Origin of the sequence: Sorangium sp. So ce185, from assembly GCF_051526825.1 — a bacterium.
GTDB lineage: Bacteria > Myxococcota_A > Polyangia > Polyangiales > Polyangiaceae > Sorangium > Sorangium cellulosum_D.
In genome coordinates, this window is record NZ_CP150316.1 from 8076549 (window position 1) to 8093095 (window position 16547).

The window sequence follows — 16547 nt, forward strand, 5'->3', positions numbered from 1 at the left end:
GCGCTGGAATCCGTCGTCAGCTCACCAGCCGGGGTCCAGCGGCGGCTCGACCGGAGCGAAGTCGCTCACGTTCTCGAGATCGAGATTGCCCGCGCCGCCGTGCCGAAAGCAGGCGGTCGATCCGTCGGCGCGCACGGCGCACAGCACGTTATAGCCGCCCTCCGCAAACACGTACCGCGCGGGAGGGACCGGCATGTCCCGACCGTCGTACCGCTTGCAGACGAGGGCATCCTGCTCGTCGATGGCACAGACGACGCCGACCGTCGCGGCGATCGATCGATAGCGTCCCGGTGGGAACGCGGGCAGGTCCGGCCCCACGTCCAAGTTGCCGACTTTATCGGCGGGTGGCCTGTGACACGAGATGGTGCCGTCCGTCCGGAGGCCGCAGAAGATGCCAAGGCTCATCGCGAGCTCCGCGAAGTCGTTGCCGGGCGGCGGCGTAGCGACGACCGACAAGACGGTGCCGTCCGCTCGAACGGCGGCGTACATACCCTCCCACGCGCAGTACACGCGCGAAAATGGCCCGCCTTCCACGGATCGGGTGCGCGTGGAGGGGCCGTCCGGCTCGCGCGGATTGTAGAGGAACATCTCGAACGCGCCATCGGACTGGAGCGAGCAAACCCCGACGTCGCCCCCCATGTTCGTCTGACGAAAGGAGACGACGCGCGAAGGGCTCTCCGGAATCGTGAACTCGGCCGCCCGCAAGCGGCCATCCTCGGTGAGCCCGATGAGCCCGTGCCGCGTGAGCTGGACGCGCCGGTAGATCTCGTCGGGCAGCGGCGGGGCAGCGACCGCGTCGCTCGACTCCGACGATCCCCAGCAGCGATACGCGCCGTCCGCCTTGGTGACGCAGTAGCTCCCGATGTCGTCATCCACGGCCACCGTTCGTGCGCACACGAAGTCCGTCTCGATCCAGGCGCCATCCTCCGTGCACGTCTCGCGGCGGAAGCTCCCGTTACAGCGCGCTTCACCGGCCGAGCACGCGCCGGAGGAGGCGTTCGGCCCGCCGCCGTGACCGCCCGAGCCCGCGTGCGTCCCCGAGCTCGACGGATCGTCAGGCCCGGCCGCCGCCGAGCCATCGTGCTCCAGGATCGTCGTTCCCCCGCATCCCCAGGTCGCCAGGAGCAGTGCGCTCGCCCAGAGCCCCGCCGTTCTCCGCAAGCTCGCCATGGCCGAAGAATAACCAAAGCGCATCCGGGCGGCTCCAGAAAACGCGCTGTGCCCGACCGCGCGGTCGCGCGGGTCGAATCCGTGTCAGGGACCTGATTCGCGCTCCATTTGATTATTCCGACGCAACAGCATCGAACGTCAAGGGCCCTATGTCGTGGGCGCGATCGGGCAACGATTTGACGTAGCGCGCTCCCGGCGATCTCGCGCGCATGAAGCAGCTCGTTGCGCAGGCCGAGCAGCACCTCTCGCAGAGCGCCGAGATCCAGAACGTGGGGTCAGCGGGCGCCGTGCACCGGCGCGCCGAACGGGGCGCCGGTCATGCCGCCGTCGACCACGATCTCGGCCCCGGTGACGTTGGACGACTCGTCGCTCGCCAGGAACAGCACCACCGCGGCGACCTCTCTCGCGTCGCCCATCCGGCGCAGCGGGATCGCCGTGGCGAGGCGCTCCTCGAGCGCGGACGCCGCCGCGGCGTCGGGCGCGACGTCCGACCAGATCGGCGTGCGGTGGGCGCCTGGCGTCACCTGATTGACGCGGATGCCGCGCGGCGCGAGCTCGGCGGCCAGGACGCGCGTCATCGAGCGGACGGCGCCCTTCGTCGCCGCGTACGCCGACCGGCCCGGCATGCCCATCACGGCGTGCACCGAGCCGTTCAGGATGATCGACGCCTTGTCGTTCAGGTGCGGCGCGGCCGCCTGGACGGTGAAGAACGCGCCCGTGAGGTTCGTCCTGACGATGCGCTCGAACGCGTCGAGGCTCGTCTCGCCGAGCGGGGTCGCGCCGCTGATACCGGCGTTGGCGAACACGATATCGAGCTTGCCGAACGCCTCCACCGCCCGGACGACCGCTCGCTCGATCGACGGGATGTCCTGCACGTCGGCCCGGATCGCCAGGAGGTTCGCGCCCAGCTCGGCCGCCGCGGCGCCGAGCGTCTCCTGGCTGCGGCCGGTGATCGCCACCCTCGCCCCCTCGGCGATGAACGCGCGCGCCGTCGCCAGCCCGATGCCGCTGTTGCCGCCGGTGATGAATGCCGTCTTTCCCTTCAGTCGCATGGTGGTCTCCAGGTCAACGAGGTCTCTTGCTCTCGGCCCCACCGGCGACGGAGCTCCGCGCCGTCACCGGGGAGGGGTCGCCGCTCTCACGCCGCCGCGCCGGCGCCGAAGCGCGCCGCCGGCTCGCGATGATTCATGTTCGCCCTCCACGGGAGCCGGCGGTGTTGCCGGCCCACGGAGGAGAACCTAACCTGCGGCCTGCATGTCCGACATGTCGAAGATGCAACATTTCAGGACATCCGCGTCGTCGCGGACGGGTGCGCCATGAGGACCATCGGACTTATCGTTTACCCCGGCTTCTCCCCGATGAGCCTCGCGGTGACGACCGTGTTCGAGACGGCCAACCGTCACGTGGGGACGCCGGAGTACAGGCTCACGCTGCTGTCGGAGCGGGGCGGGCCGGTGGCGACCTCGATCGGGGTCGAGATCCAGACGGCGCCCTTGGGGCGCCGCGCGTTCGACACGCTGCTCGTCGCCGGCGACGCCGAGGGCTCGCCGGGCCCGCCGGGCGTGGCGCGCTATCTTCGCGCCGCCGCCCGGCGGACGCGCAGGATCGCCGGCATGTGCACCGGCGCCTTCGTCCTGGCCGAGGCCGGGCTGCTGGACGGCCGGCGCGCGACCACGCACTGGTACTTCGCGCGCAGCTTGCAGCGGAAGCACCCGAGCGTCGCGGTCGACGACGATCGCATCTTCATCGCCGACGGCCCGATCTGGACCTCGGCCGGCATGAGCGCCGGGATCGACCTCGCGCTGGCGCTGGTGGAGGCGGACCTCGGCGTCGAGGTCGCCCGGATGGTGGCGAGGAAGCTCGTCGTCTATCACCGGCGCGCCGGCGGGCAGTCGCAGTTCTCGGCCTTGCTGGACCTCGACGCGAAGTCGGACCGCGTCCAGACCGCGTTGACCTACGCGCGGGAGCACCTCCGCGCGGACCTGTCCGTCGAGCAGCTGGCGCGCGCCGCGCACCTGAGCCCCCGCCAGTTCAGCCGCGTGTTCCGCGAAGAGACCGGGCAGTCGCCGGCCAAGGCCGTCGAGCGGCTGCGCGTCGAGGCCGCGCGGCTGATGATGGAGTCCGGCCGGTTCTCGGTCGACGAGGTCGCGCGCGAGAGCGGCTTCGGCAACCGCGAGCGCCTGCGGCGATCGTTCGTCCGGGCCTTCGGGCAGCCGCCGCAGGCGCTCCGCCGCGCGGCCGGGCAGCTCGACGGCTGATCGTGAGCCGGCGGCGGGCGAGGCGGGCGCGATCGCGTCACGGCGCGCGCGGCGATGACTCCGGAGCCTCGCCCCTGCGGGCGAGGGTGACGTACCGGAGGAGCAGGCTGATCGCGGACCAGAGCGCGAGCACGGCGAGCGGCCAGGCGAGCAGGCGCGGAAAGTACAGGGCGACCGCGGCGCCGCCGAGGAGCAAGAGCGCCCCGCCGAGCAGGATCGCGCCCTCGGCCGCGCCGAGGACACGGCGGTTGGTCATCGCCGCGCCCACGGTGTTGGCGAGGCGCAGGGCGCCCGCGGCGGAGCGCCCGGTCCCGGCCCCCTGCGGGCGGCGCCGCCTGTCGTGGACCGCGCGGCGCCGCGCGTGGAGGACGATCTCGGTCGCGCCGCGGAGATCTTCCTCGTACTGCGCCTGCATGCGCCCGGCGAACTCCTCATCCTCGATCGCCACGTCGATCTCGCAGTTTTCCAGCCAGCTCGCGATATTGAGGTTGCTCGACCCCACGCGCGCCCAGCGGCCGTCGGCCACCGCGGTCTTCGCGTGGAGCATCGAGCCGTTCCACTCGTAGACGCGCACGCCGGCCTCGAGCAGCGGGCGATAGCCGGCCCGCGACAGCCTGCCGATGGCCGGAACGTCGCTCGTGCCCGGGACGAGCAGCCGCACGTCCACGCCGTCGCGCGCCGCTGCGGTCAGCGCCTGGACGTACGGCGCGATGCCGACGAAGTACGCGTCCGTCAGCCAGAGCGTCCTCTGCGCCAGCGCGGCGACCATCTGATCGAGCCGGTAGAGCCCGGTGGTGCTCGGCAGCTTCGCCACCACGCGCAGGTCCACGGGGCCGACGGCCGGCGGAACGTCGGTGAGGACGGGCAGGTCGGCGGGGAGGCCTCCGCCGAGGGTCGCCCAGTTGTCGGCGAACGCCTCGGCGAGCGCGCGCACCGCCGGCCCCCGCACGGCGATGCCGGTGTCGCGCCACGGCGGTACGCCGCGCGCCGCGTCGCCGAGCCATCTGCCGCTGACGCAGACGCCGGAGACGAAGCCGACCTCGGCGTCGACGACGAGCAGCTTGCGATGATCGCGCGCCACCCACCCGAACGGGCTGGTGAAGCTGAAAGGGTTGTAGGTGCGGACCTCCCCGCCCGCCGCGCGCAGCGGGCTCCAGAAGTGGTCCGTCGACGCGCACAGGCACCCGAACCAGTCGCGGAGCACGCTGACGTGGACGCCCGCCGCGGCGCGCTCGGCGAGCGCGTCGCGGAACTCGCGCGCCAGCGCGTCGCCGTCGAAGATGTAGTTCTCGAACAGGATCGAGGTGCGCGCGGCCCGTATCGCGGCGAGCCATGCGTCGAAGTTCGCTCGCCCGTCGATGAGCAGATCGACCCTGTTGCCGCCGATGAGCGGCGCGCCAGCGACCCGACTGAAGGTTTGCCGTGCGACGGCGCGCAGCGGCGCGTTCGACGGGGGGATGCGCGCGGGGACGCGAGCGGCGGTCATGGCACACGTTCAATGCCAGAGTTTTCGTGCCCCGTCGCGCGCCGCGTCGACGGTGGCGGGGGTTGCCTGGCGAGCGCGGCCGAACGACTGGCGAGGCGTCTCGACGGCGGCCGAGGTGACGGTCGCGCCGCCGTACACCTGGCGCCCTTGAGGCCGCGGGCCGCCGTCGACCGACGCGCCGGCGCGGCGCGCTCAGCCCTTCCAGGCGACGCGCTTCCCCGCGGCGGAGGCCTCGGCGATCGTGTCGACGAGCCGGTGGAGCTTCAGCGCGTCGCGGAACGTCGGCGCGACCGAGGTGCCCTCCGCGAGGTCCTTGGCGAAGGCCGCATACAGCTGCGCGATCTGGTGCGCGTCGTCGGACAGGCCGGCTCGGGGGATCCAGGACAGGCGCTCGGGCGTCGGGATCGGCTGGAGCGGCTGCCCCTCGCCGCGGGCGCCCGAGAGGCTCAGATCGTGGGACAGGACGAGATCGCCCTCGGTGCCCGTGAAGGTGCAGTTCAGGGTGGGACCATTGCGCTTCGCGGTCTCGAAATGGCCGGACACGACCGCTCCGCCCACGAGCGTCCCCGCGATGAGCGTCTGGTCCGGCGCCGTCACCGGCACGACCTCTCCCGTCTCGATCACCGTCGCCTCGTCGAACTGGCGGGCGACGACGCTGGACAGGCTCTCTAGCTCGCCGACCGCGGAGAGCACCGTGTCGAGGAAGTGCGCGGCGACGATCGTGAGCACGTGGGCGCCGTTCTTCGCGTCGGCCGCGTACGCGTCGGCGCGCGGCCGCCGCGCGGCGGCCATCGGCAGCGCGACGTGCATCGTCACCGAGCGCAGCCGGCCCACGTAGCCCTCGGCGATCAGCTCGCGCAGGTGGAGCACGCTCGGCGCGAGGCGCCGCTGGAGCCCGATCGCCGTGCGGATGCCGGCGGCCTCGGCGGCCCCGGCGAGCTCGGTGGCCTCGGCGAGCGAGACGCCGAGCGGCCACTCGCACAAGATGTCCTTCTTCGCCGCGACGGCGGCGCGGACGGGCCGCGCGTGCTCGGGGGCGCGGACCGAGACGACGACGAGATCGACGTCGGGGTGCTCGATGAGCGGCTCGGCGCGGTCGAACGCGTGGCGCGCCCCGAAGCGGCGCGCGGCCTCGTCGGCGCTCGCCTGCCTCGTGGTGCTCACCGCCGTGAGCTCGTATGCGCCGCCGAGCGCCGCCAGCGCCGGCAGGTGCGTCGCCACGGCCCAGCCGCGGTCCGGGCTCGCCCCGATGATCCCCACGCGAATCTTCTTCGATCCCCTGATTCCGCTCATGGTCGCTCCTCGATGGGCCGCTCCGGCCGAACCGGAGGGCCGCTCCGTTATAACCGGAGGGTTGCTCCGTTTAACATACGGAGGGATCCTCCGTTTTGCAATGCCCTCCGCGCGATCGACCCCGACGCCTCCGTCCGCCGGCGCGAGCGCGCCGTCTTCTGCCGGCGCGAGCGCGCCGCAACGCCCGCTCCGCGCGGACGCGCGGCGCAACCGCGAGCGGCTCCTCGTCGCCGCCGACGCGGTGTTCACGGAGCGCGGCGCCGACGCGTCGCTGGAGGACGTCGCCCGGCGCGCCGGCGTCGGGATCGGCACGCTCTACCGGCATTTTCCCACGCGCGAGGCGCTGCTCGTCGCGACCGTCGAGGATCAGCTGCACGCGCTCGCGCGGAAGACCCAGGCGCTCGCGGGGTCGGCGTCGCCGGGCGACGCGCTTTCGGAGTTCATCGCGGCGTTCGTCGCGCACGCGAGCACCTACCGCGGCCTGGCGACCTCGCTCGGCGTCGCGTTCCACGGCGGCTCGCCGGCGTGCTGCGCGGCCTCGGAGGCGGCTTCCCACCTGCTCTCGCTCGCCCAGGCAGCAGGAGAGATACGGCGCGACATCGACCTGGACGACATCGTGAGCCTGGTGACGGCCATCGCGCTCGCCGCGCAGCAGCCGCCCGAGGGCCCGGCGCGCGCGCAGCGCCTCCTGGCGACCTTCCTCGCGGGGCTCCGGACGCCCTCCGCGCCGCCGCAGGCGCCTGCCTCGCCCAAGCGGGCGCGCAAGGACGCTCCAGCGCCTGCCGCCGGCCGAGGCGGCGCTGCGGCGTCACCGGGCAGCAGCGGCGAGCGCCCGCGCGCCGTCAGGCGGCGATAGCTCCGCCCGCCAGAAGTCCGGCCAGGGATCCGGAGAGAGAGTTCAACGCAAAGGCGCAAAGGCGCAAAGACGCAAAGACGCAAAGACGCAAAAAGATTTGTAGTTTTGCGCCTTTGCGCCTTTGTGCCTTTGCGTTTATTTCTCTTCGCTCGCGAGGCAGATCCCTGGCGGGAGCTCTGTCCGCGGTACTAGAAGGCCGCGAGCTTTTCGGGGCTCATCATCCAGTAGATGCGCTCGATGCCCTCGGCGGACGCGTCGATGGCCGCGAACGCCACCGCGACGCCGTCCCGGCGGATGAGCACGGACGGCTGGCCGTTCGTCTCCAGCCACGTGACGGTGGTGCCCGGCCAGAAACGGCTCGCGAAGCCAGCGACGAGCTTCGCGACGCGCTCGCGGCCGTGCACCGGGGCGCGGGCCGCCATCCGCACGCGTCCGTTGCTGTCCGTGATCGACGCGACGTCGGCCGCGAAGAGGCGCTCGAGCGCGGAGAGGTCCCCCTTCTGCGCGGCGGCGATGAAGCCCTCGAGGAGGCGCCGCTGCTGCTCGACGCCGACCGGGGCGCGACGCTCGCCGGCGAGGTGCTTCCGCGCGCGGACGAGCAGCTGGCGCACGTTCGCCTCGCCGAGGTCGAGGATCCCGGCGATCTCCTCGTACGGGTAGTCGAACACCTCGCGGAGCACGTACACCGCGCGCTCCGTGGGCGAGAGCTTCTCGAGGAGCACGAGCACGGCCATGGCGAGCCCCTCCTGCGTCTCGGCGCCGAGCTCCGCGCTGGGGCTCGTGTCGATCGGCTCGGGCAGCCAGGGCCCGACGTACGCCTCGCGGCGGACACGCGCGGACTGGGCCACGTTGATCGCCAGGCGCGTGGTGGCGGTCACCAGGAACCCCGTCGGCTCCTGCACGGTCGCCCGATCGGTCGCCTGCCAGCGGACCCAGGTGTCTTGCACGACGTCATCCGCCTCGGCCCGGCTGCCCAGGATCCGATACGCGATGCCGAGGAGCCGGGGCCGGAGCGCGAAGAACGGGTCGGCCGCAGGCTGCGGGCCTCCGGGGACGCGGGGCGCCGTCACTTTTCTTGCTCCGACCTGTCACAAGGCGGCGGGCTGTCCGGTCCTCCCCGCAACGGAGCATCCGGTCGGGATGCGCGAACCAGGAGAATCGTCATGAAGGTCGTCGTGTTCGGGGGTAGCGGGCTCATCGGGAAGAAGCTGGTCGGGATCCTTCGCGAGAAGGGCCACGAGGTTATACCGGCGTCGACCTCCACGGGCGTCGACATCTTGACCGGCGCCGGCGTCGCCGAGGCGGTCCGCGGCGCCGAGGTCGTCGTGGACGTCGTCAACGCGCCCTCGTTCGAGGACGATGCCGCGATGCGCTTCTTCCAGCGGGCGGCCGGCGTGATCCTGCCCGCCGAGGCCGCCGCAGGCGTCCGCCATCACGTCGCGCTCTCCATCGTTGGGGTCGATCGCCTGCCGACGAGCGATTACATGCGCGCGAAGGTGGCGCAGGAGGCGGCGATCCGCGCGGCAGGGGTGCCGTACACGATCGTGCGCGCGACCCAGTTCTTCGAGTTCGTCAACGCGATCGTCGACGCTGCGACGAAGGGCGATACGGCCACGCTGACGCCCGCCCTCCTCCAGCCGATCGCGGCCGACGACGTGGCGGCCGCGCTGGCAGCCATCGCGGAGGAGCCGCCCAGGAACGGCATGATCGAGCTCGCCGGCCCCGAGCCGCTCGGCCTCGACGAGCTCGGCCGCCGGTGGCTCGCGGCGAAGAAGGACCCGCGCAAGGTCGTCTCGGACGCCGCGGCCGAGTATTTCGGCGCGCTGCTCGACGACCGCTCGCTCACCCCCGGCCCGGCCCCGCGCCTCGGAGCCCTCCGCTTCGACGCGTGGCTCGCGCGCGCGTGAGCGACCGACCGCGGCATCCGACGTCACCGGCGAGCTCCGCGTGACCCTGCGTATTTGGGGCGAGGTGGCGCGTCGGCGCCCTCAGGGGCTCAGGGCCACGTGCCCACGCCAAGCATCACGTGGTCGAACCCCAGCGAGGGATCGTTGTCGTCCGTGTGGGTGATGGGACCGTCATACGTTCCGGCGAACCGCACGCTTCGGTCGGGAGCGAACGCCAGACGCTCCACGATGACTTGTCGGGGCCCCTTCAGGAGGAGGGATTCCACCCGCTCACCCTGGGCATCCATCCTCAGCAGCATGCCCTGGCCGGACTCCGTCCAGCTGTTCGTGTCCACCTGCAGGAAATCCGTGACACCCGCGAACCAGGCACGCCCCTCCACGTCCACCTGGAAGTCGTACGGGAGGTCTTCCCGCGCGAAGTCGATGACGCGATGGTGGAGCAACGTCCAATCCTCCATGTGCGCACGCATCAGGATGAGATCCCACTCGGTGGTGTCATTGGGGCGGTCATACTTGGGCACACGGCTCGTTGCGCCGATGAGGAGCTCACCCCGGTAGACGCCCATCCCCACCAGTTGTTCGTCATGCTCGTTGCCATGGAGCTGGGCGGCGTGCTGGCGGCCGTCGGGACCGATGCGCTGGACGAGGACGTCCACGCGTCCGCCGCGCCACGCAAGCTCACGGCCGAAGTGCTGTCGCCAGGCCGCCGCTTCGTTTCGATGCATGCTCCAGGCGACGAGCAGGTTCCCCTCCGCATCCAACGTGAGCTGCTCCTGGCCGGCCAAGCTATCCATCCAGTCATGGCCCGGCATCAGCTGCAGGTCCCAGGCGACGTCGAGCCCCGACGTGAGCCGATAGAGCTTCACCCCGTGGGACCAGAGGATGAAGGCGGCCTCCTCCCCGAGGGCCAACGCGCGCAGGTGTACCGATCGGGAACGTTCCCAGCGCAGCTCCTGCGCGGGACTCTCCACCACCTCTGCGACACCGTCCTCGTCCAACAGATACTCCCGCGACTCACCAGGGCGCCCCGGGTCATCGAAGCCGCGCGCTGCGAGGACCCGCCCCTCGGGGGACAACCGACGCAGCCTCAGTCGGTAGGAGGTCGTCTCCGGAATGCGCTGCAGCTCGAAGAGCGTGAGCTCGCCGCTGGGATGACGCACGAACCGGTAGGGCTCGACGTTCTCCTCGCGCTCGAGCGTGAGCACTCGCTGTCCGCTGGGCGCATACACATCCAGCGCCCATCGTCCGGTGATGTCATGCGGGGACATGAAGTCCTGCCGGATGACCCAGCTGCGGCCTTCCTCGTCCACCTCGAGCTGATGGACCGTGCCCTGGAAGGACTCTCCCACCTGGCGGTACCGCGTCTGCGTGGGCCAGGCCGCATGCGAGGTCCATCGCGCCGCATCCGTGACGGGAACCAGGACAGCCCTCTCTCCCCCCTCCGGAGCGGAGGGCTGGCACGCCAGCAGGAGCAGGAGGGAACCCAGGAAGCCGCGTGTCACCTTCACCTCAATACTCCTGGCGAAAGGCCAGGTCAGTCGCCGAGCGCCGCCCGCAGCCGCGCCCACATCCGCGCGTCCCCAGGCCGGCCAGGGCCTGCTCGAAGCCCTCCTGCAGGGCGTCGTGCAGCCAGGCGGCGACGCCGAGCGCGCCGCCGTGGCCGAACGCCGCGAGCACCGCGCGCACCTGGGCGAGGTGCACGCAGTACGGGTGCTGGCCGTACCGCTGGCCGGCGTGTCGCTCCTCCACGAGGCGCCGCGCCGCCGCCTCGCGGGTCTCCTGGTCGGCCTGCGCGCTGGTCGGGAGCGTGTAGGCGTAGGCAGGGCGCTCCGGCATGGCTGAAGCCTACGCGCTCCGGCCCGGGAGCGCACGGGGGCTCCGCACGTGTGCAGCCCAACCCCGCGTCGGTTCACCAGGGATCGATATCCCTCTCCCGCCTCCGCTCCCGTCAGGGCATCGGGTACACGAGCGAGAGCCCGGCGACGCACATCTCGTCGAACGTGCTCCCCTCGCCGTAGGTCACGTCGATCGTCGAGACCATATTCGCCTCCTTGAGCGCCTTGACCACGTACGGGTTCTCCGTCGAGTTATTGTACGTGCACCGGATCTGGAGCACATCGCCCGGCTCGAGGGTCGGGAGCGTCTCGATGGGCGCGTCGTACGAGTACGAGCGCTGCCAGCCGAACTCCCACTTCGGGGCGTGCGCCAGGCACTCCTCCTCGGGTTGATCGGGTGAGCCGTTCGCCCGCGTGACCGTCACCTTCTCGTCGAAGCCCAGGTAGTGCATGTGCAGGAACTGGCCATAGATGCGCGTGCCCGGCGGGAACGGCATCTGTTGCGCTCCGGGCGAGTCCGGGGCCGGGACCGTGAGCTGCTCCGTCTCCACGTGGCTCTTGCTGTCCGCGGGGATCAGGAACTCGACGCCGTCCTTGTCGCTCGGCCCGGGGAGCAGCCCGAAGCCAAACTCGTTGACCGGATCGTCGAAGTTGCCGATCAGGTGGTACAGGAAGCCGTACTTCGGCTTCTCTTTGGTGAGCCTGAGCTGGATGCGCGTCAGGTCCGGGTCGGCCGTCGTGCCGGCGGGGTGGTAATGAATCTGCATCACGATGAGCGAGCCCTTCGGGATCAGCTGACCCACCCCCTCGGGCAGATCGACCGGGTCGGTGCCGGGAGCCCAGGCTGTGAGCATCTGGAGCGATCCCATGTCCACGTCCAAGCCCATCGGGACGTCGCCGGCGCCACACGGAAAGCTCCCGTCGGGGCCGGCTTGGCTCGCGGACGTCCCCTCCGGATCGATGGAGATGATCCCATGGTGAACGACCTTGTGGTTGCCGGGCACCATCTGTACACCACTGAGGTACTGGTCCTCGGTGAGCCCGGGATCGATCACGAAGCAGCGGAACTCGTCTTGCTCACCGGAGGTGACGTAGGGCTCGTTCGGATGAACCTCGAGGGTCATGCCCGGCAGCTCGGGGCGCTTCGGCACGAACGAGGCGGGCGCGTCCTTCGGATCGCCCTCGGGGGCGCCGGCCTTGCTCCAGGCCTCCAGCGTGCTGATCTCCTCGTCGGAGAGGCGGATGTCGCCCTTCCACGCGTGACGGGTCGAGCACTCGTCCGTGTCGCGCACGGCGAAGGGCGGCATCGTGCCCGCCTTTGTCGACTGGACCATGAGCGCCGCGACAGCCTTGGCGTCGTCGTACGCGGTAAGGCTGAAGGGCGCGATGTTGCCCTCGGAGTGGCAGCTCATGCAGCTCCTCTGCAGGATGGGCTCGACGTCTTTGTGGAACGTGGGGGTGCTCCCGGCAGCCTGGGGCTCCGTGGGTTCGTCGCCCCCGGAGCAGCCGGTGAACGCGGCGGCGGCTGGCAGGGCGAGGGCGAGGGTCAGGGCGGACCGCGAGACTCGGGCGACGGAACGCGAACGTCTTGAAGCAGGCATGAGACCTCCGGGCAGCCGGATCCTTCACGAGCGGAGGATCCGGGCGCTTGGTAAGGAGCCGCGTTTTGCGCGACTGCGTCTCAGATATGTGTACTATGCATATAGTCGCCCCGCCCGGAGCGTCAAGGAATTTTGTGCAAAATACACGCATCACACAAAAGAAGCTCCGCGAGCTCCACGGAGCCGTGGTCGATCCGAGCGCGCTCATGAAGCAGCCGCAGCGCGATCGGGCGCTGCTCGCGGAGGCGGGGCATCTCCCTGGAACGAGCCGTCTCCGCGCTGCTGGTGGGGATCGAGCGCTTCGGGCCGGCCGATCGGCGTGGTCGAGCTTTCGGACCGCGCCGGGCGCGACTACACGACCGCGAGCCGCCAGGCCGCAAAGCTCGCGAGCCTGGGGCCGGCGCCCGGCGCGTCCGCGCGGGGCCCACCACGGGGAGCGCGCCGGGCGCCCGTCAGCTCTCCCTCGCGGGCGCTCACGCGCCCGGGAACAGCTCCTCGGCCGTCATGTACTTCGCCCCGAGCGCTTGCGCGAACTCCCGGTCGCTTTCCATGTCGCCGACCATGACCAGGTGCTCTCGCGCGAGCTTGTGGCGCTGGATCAGCGCTACCCCGAGCCCCGGCAGGGGCTTGCGGCAGAAGCAGCCGACCGGAAACGCCGGGTGCGGGCAGTACACGACCTCGGCCACGGGCAGGCCGAGGAGCTCGATCGTCCGCGAGAACGCGGCCAGGACCGCCGCTTCGGTCACCGATCCTTTCGAGATGCCGCTCTGGTTCGACACGAAGAAGAGCGTGTATCCGTCGTTGACCCAGCGCTCCAGGACCGCGCGCCGACCGGGCAGGAGCTCGACGTCGTCGGGGTCGCGCGGGTAGATTTCGCCGCTCTTCGTCCTTCGCAGCGTGCCGTCGACGTCGAGGAGCAGGCCCTTGCCCGTGAAGAGCGGATCGACGCGCCGGGCGAACGCGATCTCCTCGACCACCGAGAACCCCTCATCCGCGTGCGGCGCCTCGAAATTCGCGGCCCACCGCGAGAGCGCCTGCGGCGGCGGCAGGTTGGGATCCTCTTTGCCGAGCGCTCCCATGTCCTCCGGCCCGAGCAGCTTGCCGTAGCGCTCGAGGACGCGCAGGACGACGTTCGCGTAGGCCTCGTGGATGGGCGTGGCCAGGTACCGGCACCGGACGGGCACGCCGTGCGCGTGCGCCATCCGGAGCACCGCGTAGCGCGACGCGCGCGTGCCGTACGTATTGTCGAGGACCACCCGCGTCTGCCCCGAGGAGAGCAGCTCCCCGAGCTTCTTGACCACGCCGTCGAGCGTGCCGCCGAGCTCATCGCGGTTCAGGCGCGCGTACCCCTTGGCCGTGTAGCGGGCGACCTCCGACGATTTGCCTGCCCCTTGGATCCCCATGACCACGACCACCTCGGGCGCGTCGCCAGGGCCCTCTCCGGGCTCGAGCTTGCGCAGGCCGGCGGGGACCACGGGGGGCGCGACCGAGGCCAGCACATCGGCCGTGGGCGCGAAGCTGGTCTTCGAGAGGTCGGCTCGATCGCGCGCGTCAAAGGGGACCCGGAGCGCGCGCAAGCAGGACTCGACGCTCTCCCGCTTTGTCGCCCCGAACAGGGGAAGGACCGGCGGGCCGAGATCGAGCAGGGCCGCGAGGGCCGCCTCCTGGGGCGTGATGCCGTGCCGCGCGGCGATGGGCTTGATCGCGCGGTTCTTGAGGAGGCTATCGACCTTGGCGTGACCGCCGAGCGGCCGATGGGCGAGGAACGGGATGCCCATTTGCCTGGCGAGCTCGAAGAGGCCTCGGGCGGCGCTGCCGCGATCGAGGACGCTCAGCTCCTCCTGGATGGCCCGCACCGGGAAATGCCGCTCGGCCTGGCGGACCTCGGCGATGGAGGTGTTGCTGAGGCCGAGGTGCTCGATGAGGCCCTCTCTCTGGAGCTCGGCGAGGGCGGCGAGGCTCTCTTCGAGCGGGGTCCTGGGGTCGCTCACGTGGAGGAGGAGCATGAAAATCCGCGAGACGCCGAGCGCCTTCAGGCTGCCCTCGACCGTGCGGCGCAGGTGGTCGCGGCCGCCGTTCGGGGCCCATCGCCCTTTGGGTCGGGTGAGACCCGCCTTGGTGATCACGCGCACGTCGTCGCGCGGGCCGGACCACGCGTCGAGCGCCTTGCGGACGAGGCGCTCTCCATAGTGGACCTCGCGGTCGGTGAGGCAATAGGAGTCGGCGGTGTCGAGGAGGCGTATGCCTTGCTCGAGGGCAACGTGGATGACGGCGATCGCGTCGTCTTCCGAGGGGCGCCCCTCCGTGGCCAGCCGGAGCAGGCCGAGGCCGAGGGGAACGTCGAGGTGACCTAGGACACCGTAGGGCGAGGGGGCGTGCGTCACGGAGGCGCCGACGTAACCAGGTCCGCGGCTCGACGCAAGCGCCAGCGCCGAGAGTGCAGGGGCTCGCGCGCGCGGGCGATACCCCCGCCCGGGACAAGGACGCACGATCTCTCGTTCCGCGAGGCCGACCTCAGCCGGCTGGATCGCACGAGGTGACCTCGAAGTGCCCGCACGCGGCGAGGTCCGTGCTGCCGGAGCCGACGGAGAGATCCCACGAGAGGCCCGAGGGGGTGCCGACGAATGGCTCGACCGTGATCTCGCCCTCGACCTCGTCGAGCCCCCTCCTCGCGCGCGCGGTGCCCCGAGGCGTCTCGACGTCGACGACGAAGGTGCCCGGTTGACCGTCCCAATCCCCGATCCCCAGGACGAGGACGTCCTCCGTGTTCACGTTGGATGACGGCACGCAGGCCGAGGCGGCGTCCGGCCAGATCTCGACGAAGAGCACGAGCCCGCCCCCTCCGCATCTCGTCTGCGAGAAGGTCTGGCCGGGTGGAACTATCCGGCTGGGCCCTGCGTCGCCGGGCCCAGCGTCTTGGGCAGCGCCCGCGCTGCTCGAGCTGCTGCCCGAGCCATCGCTGCCCCCGGAGCCCTCGGAGCTGCCAGGCTCCGGGACGGTGGTCACGGATCCGCCGCACCCGGCGAGCGCGGCAACGAGAAGGCAAGCGCGGAGACGCATCGCCGCAGCGTACCGACCAGGACGCGCGATCACAAGCGCGCGACGCGGCTTCGCGGCCACGCCCGAATGCCGGGCGAGGAGGTCGGACTACATGTCCTGAACGACCGCGGACGCCTGCTTCAGCGCGCGGCTATCGCGCAGCGGCGCGTTGCCGAACATGCGCGAATACTCGCGGCTGAACTGCGAGGCGCTCGTGTAGCCGACGCGGTAGGCCGAGACCTCGGCGCCCATGCCCTCTTCGACCATCAGGCGGCGCGCCTCGAGCAGGCGCAGGCGCTTCTGGTACTGCAGCGGGCTCATCGCGGTGGCCTCCTTGAACCGCTTGAAGAACGCCGCCCGGCTCATCCCCGCGGCGCGCGCGAGCGCGGCGATATCGACGTCCTCGTCGAGCGACGACTGCAGGCGATGGACCGCCTCGGCGATGCGGTGCGCCTGGCTGCCCGCGCGCACGACTTGGCGGATCGCCGGGCCGTCGGCGCCTTTCAGCAGGTGGAACATCAGCTCCCTGGTCACGAGCGGCGCGAGCACGGTCGCGTCGTCGGGCGTCGCGAGCAGCGCGCCCAGCCGGACCGCGGCGTCGAGCATACGGTCGCTCGCCTTGCCGATGAACATCGCGCGCCCCGGGCGATCGAGATCGTCCGGCCGCGCGCGGTCGAGCTGCGCCGCGACCTCGCGCAGCGCGACCGCATCGAAGTCCAGCTTCAGGCACAGAAGCGGCTGCGCCGACGACGCGCCCACGACCCGGCTCGTCACCGGCAGGTCGATCGGGCTGACGATGTAGTGCGGCTCGCGCTCGCGATAGACCTGCCCCTCCAGCAGGATCTCCTTCGTGCCCTGCGGGACGATGCAGATCGACGCGCGCCAGTGCCGCTTCGCGCGCTGCTGCGGGCGCGAGACTTTGATGCAATAAATTCCGGGCACCGGCGAGGCGTGCACGCCGTCGTCGGGGCACCACCGTGCGATGAGGTCCTTCAGCTGTTCGCGCGCGGCGATCACCAGGGCAGCCTAGCCCCGCGTAGACGATCGGGCAAGAACTGGAGACGGCCGTGTATTTCGCGCGCGCCGCGCAGGTGCCATGGTG

General features: G+C 71.3%; 14 protein-coding genes and 1 pseudogene. 4 read left to right on the plus strand and 11 right to left on the minus strand.

Going from position 1 to position 16547, the window contains the following annotated elements; translation table 11 throughout:
- Positions 1-21 precede the first annotated feature (21 nt).
- A complete protein-coding gene (locus WMF26_RS29575) occupies positions 22-1170 on the minus strand; it encodes a hypothetical protein (protein ID WP_437995418.1) in 1149 nt (382 codons plus the stop codon).
- Between the two features lie 197 nt (positions 1171-1367).
- Between WMF26_RS29575 and WMF26_RS29580 the strand changes: the two are divergent.
- Positions 1368-1424 (plus strand): annotated as a pseudogene (locus WMF26_RS29580) (hypothetical protein); the annotation flags it as partial.
- 21 nt (positions 1425-1445) lie between these two features.
- Here the strand turns inward: WMF26_RS29580 and WMF26_RS29585 are convergent.
- A complete protein-coding gene (locus tag WMF26_RS29585) occupies positions 1446-2222 on the minus strand; it encodes a glucose 1-dehydrogenase (RefSeq protein WP_437995419.1) in 777 nt (258 codons plus the stop codon).
- A 264-nt stretch (positions 2223-2486) separates the two neighbouring features.
- On the opposite strand from WMF26_RS29585, the gene WMF26_RS29590 reads away from it, so the two are divergent.
- Positions 2487-3428, plus strand: a complete 942-nt coding sequence (locus WMF26_RS29590; protein WP_437995420.1) for a GlxA family transcriptional regulator — start codon at positions 2487-2489, stop codon at positions 3426-3428.
- A 37-nt stretch (positions 3429-3465) separates the two neighbouring features.
- Here the strand turns inward: WMF26_RS29590 and WMF26_RS29595 are convergent, their stop codons facing one another.
- Complete coding sequence (locus WMF26_RS29595; protein ID WP_437995421.1) at positions 3466-4914, minus strand: phospholipase D-like domain-containing protein; 1449 nt, start codon at positions 4912-4914, stop codon at positions 3466-3468.
- A 192-nt stretch (positions 4915-5106) separates the two neighbouring features.
- The gene (locus WMF26_RS29600) at positions 5107-6207 is read right to left on the minus strand and encodes a Gfo/Idh/MocA family protein (RefSeq protein WP_437995422.1); all 1101 of its coding nucleotides are present in this window, start codon (positions 6205-6207) and stop codon (positions 5107-5109) included.
- Between the two features lie 100 nt (positions 6208-6307).
- Between WMF26_RS29600 and WMF26_RS29605 the strand changes: the two genes are divergently transcribed.
- Entirely contained in the window at positions 6308-7063 is a 756-nt protein-coding gene (locus tag WMF26_RS29605; RefSeq protein WP_437995423.1) for a TetR/AcrR family transcriptional regulator, read from the plus strand.
- Between the two features lie 188 nt (positions 7064-7251).
- Here the strand turns inward: WMF26_RS29605 and sigJ are convergent, their stop codons facing one another.
- The gene (gene sigJ, locus WMF26_RS29610; RefSeq protein WP_437995424.1) at positions 7252-8133 is read right to left on the minus strand and encodes an RNA polymerase sigma factor SigJ; all 882 of its coding nucleotides are present in this window, start codon (positions 8131-8133) and stop codon (positions 7252-7254) included.
- Between the two features lie 93 nt (positions 8134-8226).
- Between sigJ and WMF26_RS29615 the strand changes: the two genes are divergently transcribed.
- Positions 8227-8970 carry an SDR family oxidoreductase gene (locus tag WMF26_RS29615; RefSeq protein ID WP_437995425.1) on the plus strand — a complete coding sequence of 248 codons (744 nt, stop codon included), beginning with the start codon at positions 8227-8229 and terminating at the stop codon, positions 8968-8970.
- A gap of 89 nt (positions 8971-9059) precedes the next feature.
- Here WMF26_RS29615 and WMF26_RS29620 read toward each other — a convergent pair whose 3' ends face one another.
- From WMF26_RS29620 to WMF26_RS29645, 6 genes are all read right to left on the minus strand, one after another.
- On the minus strand, positions 9060-10478 hold the full coding sequence (locus tag WMF26_RS29620) for a hypothetical protein (RefSeq protein ID WP_437995426.1): 1419 nt from the start codon (positions 10476-10478) through the stop codon (positions 9060-9062).
- A 1-nt stretch (position 10479) separates the two neighbouring features.
- Entirely contained in the window at positions 10480-10806 is a 327-nt protein-coding gene (locus WMF26_RS29625; protein ID WP_437995427.1) for a hypothetical protein, read from the minus strand.
- A gap of 112 nt (positions 10807-10918) precedes the next feature.
- Positions 10919-12217 (minus strand): hypothetical protein, encoded by a 1299-nt coding sequence (locus tag WMF26_RS29630; protein WP_437995428.1) that lies wholly within the window; start codon positions 12215-12217, stop codon positions 10919-10921.
- 662 nt (positions 12218-12879) lie between these two features.
- Positions 12880-14790, minus strand: a complete 1911-nt coding sequence (locus WMF26_RS29635; RefSeq protein ID WP_437995429.1) for an aldo/keto reductase — start codon at positions 14788-14790, stop codon at positions 12880-12882.
- 130 nt (positions 14791-14920) lie between these two features.
- Entirely contained in the window at positions 14921-15235 is a 315-nt protein-coding gene (locus WMF26_RS29640; RefSeq protein WP_437995430.1) for a hypothetical protein, read from the minus strand.
- A 318-nt stretch (positions 15236-15553) separates the two neighbouring features.
- A complete protein-coding gene (locus WMF26_RS29645) occupies positions 15554-16462 on the minus strand; it encodes an AraC family transcriptional regulator N-terminal domain-containing protein (protein WP_437995431.1) in 909 nt (302 codons plus the stop codon).
- Between the last annotated feature and the right edge of the window lie 85 nt (positions 16463-16547).

Coding starts and splice junctions, on each gene's coding strand:
- WMF26_RS29625 (WP_437995427.1), bottom strand. CDS start 10,806: ATGCCGGAGCGCCCTGCCTACGCCTACACGCTCCCGACCAGCGCGCAG.
- WMF26_RS29590 (WP_437995420.1), top strand. CDS start 2,487: ATGAGGACCATCGGACTTATCGTTTACCCCGGCTTCTCCCCGATGAGC.
- WMF26_RS29600 (WP_437995422.1), bottom strand. CDS start 6,207: ATGAGCGGAATCAGGGGATCGAAGAAGATTCGCGTGGGGATCATCGGG.
- WMF26_RS29585 (WP_437995419.1), bottom strand. CDS start 2,222: ATGCGACTGAAGGGAAAGACGGCATTCATCACCGGCGGCAACAGCGGC.
- WMF26_RS29575 (WP_437995418.1), bottom strand. CDS start 1,170: ATGGCGAGCTTGCGGAGAACGGCGGGGCTCTGGGCGAGCGCACTGCTC.
- WMF26_RS29630 (WP_437995428.1), bottom strand. CDS start 12,217: ATGAGCTGCCACTCCGAGGGCAACATCGCGCCCTTCAGCCTTACCGCG.
- WMF26_RS29595 (WP_437995421.1), bottom strand. CDS start 4,914: ATGACCGCCGCTCGCGTCCCCGCGCGCATCCCCCCGTCGAACGCGCCG.
- WMF26_RS29605 (WP_437995423.1), top strand. CDS start 6,308: ATGCCCTCCGCGCGATCGACCCCGACGCCTCCGTCCGCCGGCGCGAGC.
- WMF26_RS29615 (WP_437995425.1), top strand. CDS start 8,227: ATGAAGGTCGTCGTGTTCGGGGGTAGCGGGCTCATCGGGAAGAAGCTG.